This is a genomic window from Corallococcus sp. CA047B, assembly GCF_003612065.1.
Classification (GTDB): domain Bacteria; phylum Myxococcota; class Myxococcia; order Myxococcales; family Myxococcaceae; genus Corallococcus; species Corallococcus praedator.
Map to the genome: position 1 here is coordinate 15822 of NZ_RAWD01000104.1, position 12271 is coordinate 28092.

Here is a 12271-nt window from a genome sequence, read left to right on the forward strand (position 1 = left end):
CGCCTGAATCCGCGGGTCTCGCGCCCGCCCCCGTCCCCTTCCAGGAGCCTTCAGCGTGACCCAGCCAACCGGATTCCGGCTCTCCCCCCAACAGGCAAGACTCTGGTCCCTCCTGGCAGCCGTTCCAGGAGCGCCATCGCGCGCCCGGGCCGTGCTCTCCCTCGACGGACCGCTCGACGTGGCGCGACTGGAGCGCGCGGTGCGTGAGCTGATCTCCGCTCACGAGGTGCTGCGCACCACGTACCGCCACCTCGCCGGCACGGCCGCCGCGGTGCAGGTGCCCGGGGAGGTTCCGGCGACCGTCCTGGAGGTGCTTGACTGGAGTGCCCTCTCCGAGACGGAGAAGTCCGCACGACTGGCGGCGCTGGGCTCCGAGTCCGGTTCGGCGGCGCTGGACGCTCTGACACCGTGGCGGCTCGCGGTGCTGGGCCCGGACCGCCATGCATTGCTCGTGGAGGTGCCCGCGCTCTCCGCGGACCGGCAGACGTTCGCCGTGCTCGCACGCGAGCTGGGTCGCGCGTTGACGACTTCGTCGCCCCAGGACGAAGAGCCGCCTCCGCAGTACGCGGACGTGGCGGAGGTCTTCCACCAGATCCTCGAATCCGACGACGGCGCGGATGGACGGCGCTTCTGGAAGGGTCGTGACCTGACCGGCGCCACGGGCGCGACGCTGCCCACGCGCCGCAAGGACCCGGGGGCGCTCGGACTTCGCACCCGTTGTGCAGCACTCGCACTGGCGCCCGAAACAGTCTCGGCCCTGGAGGCACTGGCCGGCCGGCTGGGTGTCCCGGTGGCGGACGTCGTGCTCGCGGGCTGGTCGCGCCTGCTCGCGCGCATGGGAAGCAGCGGCGATGCGTGCGTCTCCGTGCGCGTTGAAGGCCGTGGCTACGAAGGACTGGACGTGGCGCTCGGCCTCTTCGAGCGCTGGCTGCCCGTGCGCACCTCCGCTGCCTCCAGCTTCGATGCGCTCGCGCGCGACGTGGCGCGAAGCGTTCGCGAGACCGCCGCCTGGCAGGACGACTTCGACGCGTCGAGCGCCTTCCCCGCCGTCGGTGGCACCCCGCCCTCCCGCGCCTTCGCCTTCGAGGACCTCACGTGGCCGGAGCCCGTGCGCGCGGGTGGACTGACGCTGACCCTCGCCCACGTTGAAGCGCGCGGCGAGCGCGCCGAGCTGACCCTGGCCCTGGTGCGCGGGCGCGGTTCCCTGTCGCTGGAGCTGCACCACGACGAAGCCGCGTACGCCCCGGAAGAAGCAGCCCGGCTCCTGGAGCGACTGGAAACCCTGCTGGCCTCGGCGCTGACCGCGCCCGAGCGCTCGCTGGACGCCCTTCCCTGGGTCGGTCCGCATGAACTGCGGCAGCTGGCGGACTTCAACCGCACCGCTCGCGATCACGACACGCAGGACACGCTGCCCTCGCGCTTCGACGCCGTGGCGCGCACTCGGCCGGACGCCGTGGCGGTCGCCTTCGAGGACGAACAGCTCACCTTCGCCGCGCTGTCAGAGCGCGCCAACCGGCTCGCGTCGCACCTGCGCTCCAAGGGCGTCGGGACCGAGACGCGCGTGGCGGTGTGCCTGGAACGGTCGGTGGAGCAGCTCGTCGTGTTGCTCGGCGTCCTCAAGGCCGGGGGCACCTTCGTGCCGTTGGACCCGACCTACCCGCGCGAGCGACTGGCCTACGTCATCCAGCAGGCCGGCGCGCCGCTCGTCGTCACCCGCTCGAACCTGCGCGCTTCGCTCCCGGACGGCGCGCACACCTTCGTCTGCCTGGACCAGGAGACCGAAGCCCTGGCCACCGCGTCCCCCCACGCGCCCGACGTGACGCTCTCCCCGGAGAACGCCGCCTACGTCATCTTCACGTCCGGCTCCACGGGCCGCCCCAAGGGCGTGATGATCCCGCATCGCTCGGCGCTCAACCTCGCAGCCACGCTGCGCGACGTCGTCTACCAGGGTCGGGGCCCCGGCCTGCGGGTGAGCGTCAACGCGCCGCTCGTGTTCGACGCCTCCGTGAAGCAGTGGCTCCAACTCCTCAACGGGCACTCGCTGCACATCGTCCCGGAAGAGGTGCGGCCGGACGCGGTGCGCATGCGCGCGTGGGTCCAGCGGTACGCCGTGGACGTCGTGGACTGCACGCCGTCGCTCCTGGGACCGCTGCTGGCCCAGGGGCTGGGACGCGACGCGGACTTCTCTCCCGCCCTCGTGCTGGTGGGCGGAGAGGCCATCGACGCGCGCACCTGGACGGACCTCACGCCGCTCTCGCGCACGCGCTTCGTCAACATGTACGGCCCCACCGAGTGCACCGTGAACGCCACGGCGTGCCCCATCGCGGACTCCGCGCAGCCGAGCATCGGCGGACCGCTGGGCAACGTGAGGGTGCACGTGCTGGACGCGGGCCTACGGGAGCTGCCCCTGGGCGTGCCCGGTGAGCTGTTCATCGGCGGCGCGGGCGTGGCCCGAGGCTATGAAGGCCGGCCGGACCTCACCGCCGAGCGCTTCGTGCCGGATGCCTTCAGCCCCACGCCGGGCGCGCGGCTGTACCGCACGGGAGACGTGGGCCGCTACCGCGACGACGGCCGCATCGACTTCCACGGCCGCGCCGACTTCCAGGTGAAGGTGCGGGGCTACCGCATCGAGCCCGGTGAAATCGAAGCGCAGATGCGCTCGCACCCGGAGGTGGGCGAAGCCGTCGTTGTCGTGCGTGGCACGAAGGAGGATGCCCGGCTGGTGGCGTACTTCGTGCCCCATCGCGGAATGCCCGCGGACACCGATCCAGCGACGGCGCAGCTGGCCCTGGAGCTGCGCGGTTTCCTGCGCGAGCTGGTGCCCGAGTTCATGCTGCCCTCCCACTTCGTGCCGCTGGCGCGACTGCCGCTCAACCGCAACGGCAAGGTGGACCGGGGCGCGCTGCCGGAGCCGGTCGCGGCGAGGCCGGAGACGGTGCCCTACGAGGCGCCCGTCACGGAGCTGGAGCAGCGCATCGCCGCCATCTGGCAGGAGGCCCTCAAGGTGGACCGGGTGGGCCTGCACAGCAGCTTCTTCGACCTGGGCGGGCACTCGCTCCTCATGGTGCAGGTGCACGAGAAGCTGTCGGTGCTGATGGGCCGGCGCCTGTCCATGGTGGAGCTGTTCCAGCACCCCACCGTGGCCTCGCTGGCGAAGTACCTGGGACAGGCCCCGGCGAGCGCGGCCCAGGAGTCCCTGCAACAACAGGCGCGTGACGAGCGCGCGAAGAAACAACTCCAAGCGATGCAGCAACAGGCCCTCTTGATGAAGGCCAGGGGTAAGCGATGAGCAGCGAAGTCGAGCAGGACGCTCCTCAGATGGAAGGCGTGGCGATCGTGGGCATGGCGTGCCGGTTCCCCGGCGCCAGCACCCCCGAGGCTTTCTGGAAGAACCTCCAGGAAGGCGTGGAGTCCATCACCTTCCTCAAGGACGAGGAGTTGGATCGCGCCGCCATCGACCCCGCGGAGCTGAAGGATCCGAAGTACGTCAAGGCGCGGGCCACGCTGGACGGCATCGACCAGTTCGACGCGCGCTTCTTTGAACTGTCGCCGCGCGAGGCGGAGATCACCGATCCGCAGCAGCGCCTCTTCATGGAGTGCGTCTGGGAGGCCCTGGAGACCGCGGGCCACGACCCGTCGCGAGCCAAGGGGCCCATCGGCATCTACGCGGGCGCGGGCGCCAATGGCTACCTGCTCTACAACCTGTCGTCGGCCGGGCACCTGACGGGCACGGTGAGCGCGTTCCAGGCCGTCATCCACAACAAGAACGACCACCTGGCCACGCGCGTCGCCTACAAGCTGGACCTGAAGGGCCCGGCGGTGACGGTGCAGACCGCGTGCTCCACGTCGCTCGTGGCCGTCTACCACGCGTGCCAGAGCCTGCTGAACTTCCAGTGCGACATGGCGCTGGCGGGCGGCGTCACCATCACCGTCCCGCAGAAGACGGGCTACCTCTACACCGAGCGCGGCATCGGATCCCCGGACGGCCACTGCCGCCCGTTCGACGCGAACGCGCAGGGCACGGTGGGTGGCAGCGGCGCGGGCGCGGTGGTGCTCAAGCGCCTGTCGGATGCCATCGCGGACGGCGACATCATCCACGCGGTCATCCGCGGCGGCGCGCTCAACAACGACGGAACCGACAAGGTCGGCTACACGGCGCCCAGCGTGAACGGCCAGGCCGAGGTCATCGGCATGGCGCACGCGCTGTCCGGCGTGGATCCCGACACCATCACCTACGTCGAAGCCCACGGCACGGGCACGCCCATGGGCGACCCGATTGAAGTGAAGGCGCTGACGAAGGCGTTCCGCTCCGGCGGCGCCACGCGCAACGGCTACTGCGGCCTGGGCTCCGTGAAGAGCAACGTGGGCCACCTGGACACGGCGGCCGGCATCGCGGGCCTCATCAAGACGGCGCTGACGCTGAAGCACCGTCAGCTTCCGCCCAGCCTCGGCTTCGAGAAGCCCAACCCGGAGATCGACTTCGCGGGCAGCCCCTTCTACGTCAACGCGAAGCTCCAGGACTGGAACGCGCCCTCTCCGCGTCGCGCGGGCGTGAGCGCGTTCGGCCTGGGCGGCACCAACGCGCACGTCGTCCTGGAGGAGGCGCCCCAGCGCGCGCCGTCCGGGCCCTCGCGTGAGCACCAGTTGCTGGTGGTGTCGGCCCGCTCGGACGCGGCGCTGGAGACGGCGACGACGCGGCTGGCGGAGCACCTGAAGGCGCATCCGGACCTGAACCTCGCGGACGTGGCTTTCACGCTCCAGAAGGGGCGCAAGGCCTTCGAGCACCGCCGCTTCGTGGTGGTGCGCACCGTGGAGGAGGCCGCGCAGGCGCTGGCGACGCTGTCCCCGGACCGCGTCATCACCCGCACCCAGGAGCGCGTCACCCGGCCCGTGATGTTCATGTTCCCCGGCCAGGGATCGCAGCACCCGGGCATGGCCGCGTCCCTGTACCGGGGCGAGGCCGTGTTCCGCCAGGAGGCGGACCGCTGCCTGGAGCTGCTGTCCAAGCGCCACGGGCTGGAGCTGAAGGCGCTGCTGTTCGAAACGGACACGCAGGATGCGCAGGCCGCCGCGAAGCTGGAGCAGACGGCCCTCACCCAGCCCGCCCTCTTCGTCGTGGAGTACGCGCTGGCGAAGCTGCTGCTGTCGTGGGGCCTGGAGCCCGCGGCGATGATCGGCCACAGCGTGGGCGAGTACGTCGCGGCCTGCCTGGCCGGCGTCTTCACGCTGGAGGACGCGCTGGAGCTGGTCGCCACCCGGGGCCGGCTGATGCAGTCCTGCCCTCCGGGCGCCATGCTGTCCGTACAGCTCGCGGAGGCGGACGTTCGCCCGTACTTGAGCGAGGGGCTGGAGGTCGCCGCCGCCAACGCGCCGGGCTCGTGCGTCGTCGCGGGCCCTCCGGCGGCCATCGAGGCGCTGGAGAAGCGGCTCGCGGCCAAGGACGTGCTGGCCCGTCGACTGCGCACGTCGCACGCGTTCCACTCCGCGATGATGGACCCCATCGTCGGGGCCTTCCGTGACGCGGTGGCGAAGGCGAAGCCCTCCGCCCCGAAGCTGCGCTTCATCTCCAACGTGACGGGGACGTGGATCACCGCCGAACAGGCCACGTCGCCCGACTACTGGGCGAAGCACCTGCGCCAGCCGGTGCGCTTCGCGGACGGCCTGGATGAGCTGCTGAAGGAGTCCGAGGCGGTGTTGCTGGAGGTGGGCCCGGGCAAGGCGCTCCAGTCGCTGGCGCGCTGGCACCCGCGCAAGAAGCCGACCCAGTCCATGCACACCCTGCTGCCGACGGTGGGCGAGGCCACGCCGGAAGCGGAGTACCTGCTGCGCACGCTGGGCCACCTGTGGCTGCTGGGCGTGGATGCGCCGGGCTACTTCGACGGTGAAACGCGCCGTCGCGAGCCGCTGCCCACCTACCCCTTCGAGCGCCAGCGCTACTGGGTGGACCTGCGCTCCTCCACCAGCGCCCAGGCGAAGCGCGGAGGTTCGCTGGAGAAGCGCCAGGACGTGGCGGGCTGGTTCTGGCTGCCGGTGTGGAAGGAGTCCGCGCCGAAGGTGGCCGCCGTCGGAGCCGCCAACGCGAAGGCGGCGCCGTGGCTGCTCCTGCAGGACAAGGCGGGCCTGGGCGCGAAGCTGGCCACGCGCCTGCGTCAGCAGGGCCACGCGCTGGTGGAAGTCATTCAGGGCCGTGAGTTCCGCCGCACGGGCGCGGACGCGTACGAGCTGAACCCCGGCCGCCGCGAGGACTACGCCTCGCTGCTGTCGGAGCTGGCGGCGGATGGACGGCTGCCGGAGCGCATCGTCCACCTCACCGGCATCACCGCCGAAGGTTCGGGCGCGGCGACGGAGGACGTCGTCGAGCGGTCGTTCTTCAGCCCGCTGCACCTCGCGCAGGCGCTGGGCGCGCACACCACGGGCAAGCCGGTGCGCCTGACGCTGGTGTCCAACGGCATGCAGGAGGTCACGGGCGGGGACCTCGTGTCGCCGGAGCAGGCGGTGGCGCTGGGGCCCACCAACGTCATCCCGCGCGAGCTGCCGCACGTGCACTGCCGCAGCGTGGACGTCACCCTGCCCCCGCTGAGCAGCTTCCAGGCCGGACGGCTGGTGGAGCTGCTGGCCGCGGAGCTGGCGTCGGACTCGGAGGAGCCCGTGGTGGCCTTCCGGAGTGGCCGCCGCTGGGTGCGCGACTTCGAGGAGGTGCGCCTGGAGGAAGGCCCCGAATCGGCGGTGCCGCTGCGCGAAGGCGGCGTGTACCTCATCACCGGCGGCCTGGGCGGCATCGGCCTGTCCTTCGCGGAAGCGCTGGCGGAGAAGTGCCACGCGCGGCTGGTGCTCGTCGGGCGCGCGGTGGTGCCTCCTCGCGAGGAGTGGGCGAAACACCTGGAGGCGTCCGGTGGTGACGAGGCCACGCGCCGTCGCATCCAGGCCGTGCAGCGCCTGGAGGAGAAGGGCGCGAAGGTGCTGGCGCTCAGCGCCGACGTGACGGACCTGGAGCGCATGCGGGCCGTGGTGGCCACCGCGCGGGAGCGCTTCGGCGCCATCCATGGTGTCATCCACGCGGCCGGTGTGCCGGGCGGCGGGCTGCTCCAGCTCAAGACGCGCGAGGCGGCGACGGCGGTGCTCGCGCCCAAGGTGACGGGCACGCGCGTGCTCGGGGCAGTGCTTGAGGGCGAGCGGCTGGACTTCTTCGCGGCCTGCTCGTCGCTCACCACCGTCGTGGGCCGCTTCGGCCAGGTGGACTACACGGCGGCCAACGCGTACCTGGACGCCTTCACCCGCGCGTACCAGGCCCGCACCGGCACCTACGCGGTGTCCATTAACTGGGGCGCGTGGGACGAGGTCGGCATGGCGGCGCGGCCGGCGACGCAGACCGGCGAGGGCCGTGCGATTCCGCACCCGTTCGTGCACCGCTGCCTCGTGGACACGCCGCAGCGCAAGGTCTTCTCCGGCACCTTCGGCGAGCCGCGCTCGCAGTGGGTGACGGACGAGCACCGCATCCTCGGCAACCCAACGGTGCCGGGCGTGACGTACTTCGAGATGGTGCGCGCCGCGGTGGCGGACGAGGCGAAGGGCCGCACCATCGAGCTGTTGGACAACTACTTCCTCGCGCCGCTGCGCGTGCCGGAGAACGAGACGCGCGAGGTGCGCCTCACCCTGGAGAAGGACGGGGACGGCTACCGCTGGGGCGTGAAGAGCCTGCCGCCGGGCGGCGTGGGCAAGGGCACGGACCACTCGGCGGGCCGGGTGCGCTTCGGCGGGCCCCGCGTGGCGCGCGTGGAGGACCTGGAGGCCATCCGCAAGCGGTGCGACAAGCCGCGTCCGCAGTCGCTGGAAGCCGAGTACGAGCAGGAGCTGGGGCCGCGCTGGCGCAGCGTGCAGGCCATCCTCCCGGGTGACAACGAGCTGTTGATGGTGCTGGAGCTGATGCCGGAGTTCACCGGCGACTTCGAGCAGCTGCTCTTCCACCCGTCGCTCATCGACCGCACGTCGGGTATCGCCAAGAGCTTCCTCGCGGAGCACGGCTACTACCTGCCCTTCGGCTACAAGGTGCTGCGCCTGCACGGCGAGCTGCCGCGCCGCGTGTACAGCCACGCGCGCTTCCGGGCCAACGAGTCGTCCAACGGCGATGAGACGCTCGCCTTCGACCTCACGATGATGGACGAGCAGGGCCGCGTCCTGGTGGAGGTGGAGCGGCTGACGCAGAAGCGCGTCAACGACCCCGCCGCCGAGCTGCGCGCCCTGGCCGCCGCCGCCCGCGAGTCCGCGCTGGCGAAGGTGCTTCCCACCGAGGAGCGCCAGGAGATCTCCCCGCGCGAGGGCGTGGTGGCGCTGGAGCGCATCCTGGCCTCCGCGCTGGCGTCCCAGGTGGTGGTGTCCGTGCGCGACCTGCACGCGACCATCGCCCACACGGACGAGGTCGTCCGCGAACGGGTGCTCCAGGCCGTGGGGGAGACGCGTGCCCCCGGCGAGCAGCAGGCCCGTCCCAAGCTGAAGACGGAGTACGTGGCGCCGCGCAACGACATCGAGCAGCGCATCGCCGAAGCCTGGCAGGCGGTGCTCGGCATCGACCGCGTGGGCGTGAACGACAACTTCTTCGAGCTGGGCGGCGACTCCGTGCAGGCCATCCAGATCATCGCGCGCGGCAGCCAGTCCGGGTTGCAGTTGAGCCCGCAGCAGTTCTTCCAGTACTCCACCATCGCGGAGCTGGCGGCGATGATCGCCGGCATCGTTGCGAAGCAGGCCGAACAGGGACCGGTGGTGGGCCCTGCCCCGCTCACCCCCGAACAGCGTCGCCTGTTGGAAGCGCCCACCGGCGCCTCCACGCGGGTGGCAAGGGTCGCGGTGCGTGGGCCGGTGGACGCGCCCGCGCTGTCCCAGGCCCTGGGCACGGTGCTGTCGCACCACGACGCCCTGCGCCTGCGCTTCACGCGAGGCGTGTCCGGTTGGCAGCAGGCGGGCACGGCTCCCGGCACGGAAGTGTCCTTCGCGGAGGTGGACCTGCGCGCACTGCCCGCCGCCGAGCACGAAGCGGCGCTGCACGGCGAGGAGGAGAAGCTCCGCGCGAAGCTGGACGTCGGCGCGGGTCCGCTCGCGGCGGCCGCGTGGGTGCGGCTGGAGGGCGGCGTGGGCAGCCAGTTGCTGATCGCGGCGCATGGGCTCGCGGTGGACGGGGCCTCCTGGAGACTCCTCGTGGAGGACCTGTCCGCGGCCGTGCGCCAGACGCGCGGTGGACCGGCCCTGCGCGCGAAGACGGCGTCCTTCAAGCGCTGGGCGGAGCGGCTGACGGAAGAAGCCACCTCCGAGTCCCTGCGCAAGGAGGAGTCGGTGTGGACGGGCGCCGCGCAGGATGGCGCCACGAAGCTGCCGGTGGAGCGCGCGGGGAGCCCGTCGGGGGCGGCGCGCGTCGTGGAGGTGTCGCTGTCGGAGGATGAGACGCGGCGGCTGCACGAGAAGCTGTCCGGCACGTGGCGCGCGGACGTGGCGGAGGGCGCGCTGGCGGCGCTGGGTCAGGCCCTGGCGACCTGGACCGGCGGCGGACGGCTGCGCGTGGATGTCGTGACGGACGGACGCGACGCGTTCGACGGCCAGGACTTCTCGCGCACGGTGGGCTGCTTCGACGTCACCTGGCCGCTGCTGCTGGAGCTGGAGCGTGACCAGGGGGCGGGCGACGCGCTCAAGGCCGCGAAGGAGCGCATGCGCCGCGTGCCGCGCCGGGGCATCGGCTTCGGGCTGCTGCGCGACGGCTCCCACGGCGAGCTGTCCGAACGCCTGCGCCACCTGCCCAGGGCGGAGGTGCTCGTGCGACACCTGGGGTCGGTGGACGCTACGGAGGACGCGGCGCCCTTCGGTGCGGGTACGTCGCCCGGTGCCCACCGCGCGACGGGTGGGTACGCGCTGGAGGTGGAGACGTTCCTGTCCGGCGGGCGCCTGCACGTGCGCTGCGCCTACGACGACGGGACGTACACGCAGGGAACGGCGTCGAAGCTCGCGGGCGATGTCCTCGCGGCGTTGCGCACGCTGGGCAGCGAGGCGCAGGACACGAAGGCGGCGCTGTCATCCGTGGATTTCCCCCTCGCGGGACTGGATGACTCGCAGCTGGGGGCACTCGCGGCGCTCATCAACGATGCGGACGGGTCGGAGAGCTAGGCAACACCATGAAGAACGTCGACGACATCTACCGTCTTTCGCCCATGCAGCAGGGCCTGCTGTTCCACACGCTCGGCGCGCCGGGCACCTACGTGGAACAGGTCTACTGGTCCTGGCGCGGCGAGCTGGACGTGGCCACGCTCCAGCGCGCGTGGCAGCGGATGGTGGAGCGGCACACGCCGCTGCGCACGGCGTTCTTCTGGGAAGGCATGAAGGACCCCCTCCAGGCGGTGCGTCGGAAGGTGGAACCGACGTGGCGTCTGGAGGACTGGACGCAGGTGCCTCCGGAAGATCAGGAGGCACGCTTCGCGGCCCGGCTGGAAGCGGATCAGCGCGAGGGCTTCAATCTGTCCGCCGCTCCGCTCCTGCGCTTCACGCTGGTGAAGTGCGGGCCCGCGCTCACGCGGTGCATGCTCAGCTACCACCACCTGGTGATGGATGGCTGGTCGCTGCCCGTGTGCATGCGGGAGCTGTTCCTCACCTACGACGCGCTCAGCCGGGGCGAGGAACCCCAGTTGGATCCGGCCCGGCCGTACCGGGATTACATCGGCTGGCTGTCGAAGCAGGACCGGGCCCAGGCGGAGCGCTTCTGGCGTGAACGGCTGGCGGGCTTCCACGCCGCCACCCCGCTCGCGGCGGACCGGCCCGCTGGGCATGGTTCGGAGGTGGAGGCCTACGGCACCCGGTCCCTGCGGCCGGGCGCGGCGCTGAGCGGGAGGCTGGCGACCTTCACGCGGCAGCATCAGGTGACGTTGAGCACGCTGGTGCAGGGCGCGTGGGCGCTGACGCTGGGCCGGCACAGCGGACAGGAGGACGTGGCCTTCGGCACGGTCGTGTCCGGACGTCCGCCCTCGCTGCCCGGCGTGGACGGCATGCTGGGCACGTTCATCAACACGCAGGTGAGCCGGGTGCGGCTGCCTTCGGACACCAGCGTGCTGTCGTGGCTGAAGGCGCTGCAGGCGGAGCAGTTCGCCGCGCGGGACTACGAGTACGTATCGCTGGTGGACGTGCAGGGGTGGAGCGACGTGCCCCGCGGCCAGCCCCTCTTCGAGAGCCTGGTCATCTTCGAGAACCTGCCGCGCCGGGGACTCGCGTCGGAGATGACGGCGAGGCTGCCGGTGGACGGCTTCGCGCGCACGCACGCGCGCACCGGCTACCCGCTGAGCTTCGTGGTGCTTCCAGACGCCACGGACCTGGAGCTGCAACTCACCTACGACGAGGCCCGCTTCGACGCGGCCACGGTCCAGCGGATGCTGGGCCACGTCGCCACGGTGCTGGAGTCCATCGTCGGCGCGCCCGAGGCGCGGCTGGCGGACGTGTCGCTGCTCACACCCGAGGAGCGTCAGCAGGTCCTGCACGCGTGGAACGACACGCGCGCGGAGTACCCGTCCTCCGAAGGCATAACTTCGCTCTTCGAGTCCCAGGCGCGCCGCACGCCGGACGCGATCGCGCTCTCCTTCGAGGGACAGTCGCTCACCTACGCGCGGCTCGGCGCGCTCTCGAACCAGCTTGCCCGGCGGCTCCAGGAGCTGGGGGTCCGCCCCGGTGACTTCGTCGCCCTTTCGCTGGAGCGTTCCTTCGAGCTGGTCGTCTCCATCCTCGCCATCCTGAAGACGGGCGCGGCCTATGTGCCGCTGGAGGCTTCTCATCCCCGTGAGCGCCTGGCGCTGATGCTCCAGGATGTCGGGGCGCGACTGCTCATCACGCGGCAGCAGCTCGCGGACGCGCTCTCTCCGTTCGTCCCGGCGACGCTCTGCCTCGATGCGGACTGGCGCGCGCAGCTCGCGTCCCTGCCGGACTCCACGCTGGAGGTCCCGGATGTGGGAGGCGACAGCCTCGCCTACGTGATGTTCACGTCCGGCTCCACGGGACGGCCCAAGGGCGTGTGCGTTCCCCACCGCGCCGTCGTGCGACTGGTGCACGGCAATCGCTTCATGCGCTTCGGGCCCCAGGAGGTCTTCCTCCAGTTGGCCCCCGCGGCGTTCGATGCCTCCACCCTGGAGCTGTGGGGCCCGCTGCTGCACGGCGCCCGGTTGGTCCTGGCCCCCGCTCGGGACCTCTCGCTGTCCGAAGTGGCGGCACTGCTGCGCGAGCACCGCGTCACCACCCTCTGGCTGACGGCCGC

The 12271-nt window shown here is 71.8% G+C and carries 3 protein-coding genes; all 3 read left to right on the plus strand.

Annotation, left to right across the window (positions count from 1 at the left end; all coding sequences use genetic code 11):
• Nucleotides 1-55: 55 nt before the first annotated feature.
• Nucleotides 56-3289 (plus strand): non-ribosomal peptide synthetase, encoded by a 3234-nt coding sequence (locus D7X74_RS17865; RefSeq protein WP_120534176.1) that lies wholly within the window; start codon nt 56-58, stop codon nt 3287-3289.
• The gene (locus D7X74_RS17870) at nt 3286-10146 is read left to right on the plus strand and encodes a type I polyketide synthase (protein WP_120534177.1); all 6861 of its coding nucleotides are present in this window, start codon (nt 3286-3288) and stop codon (nt 10144-10146) included. Before D7X74_RS17865 ends, D7X74_RS17870 begins: the two co-directional genes overlap by 4 nt.
• A gap of 8 nt (nt 10147-10154) precedes the next feature.
• A partial coding sequence (locus tag D7X74_RS17875; RefSeq protein ID WP_147446601.1) for a condensation domain-containing protein occupies nt 10155-12271 on the plus strand: 2117 nt, incomplete at its 3' end.

Bases quoted from the DNA above. Each gene is read 5' to 3' on its own strand.
- D7X74_RS17870 (WP_120534177.1), top strand. From the start codon at position 3,286: ATGAGCAGCGAAGTCGAGCAGGACGCTCCTCAGATGGAAGGCGTGGCG.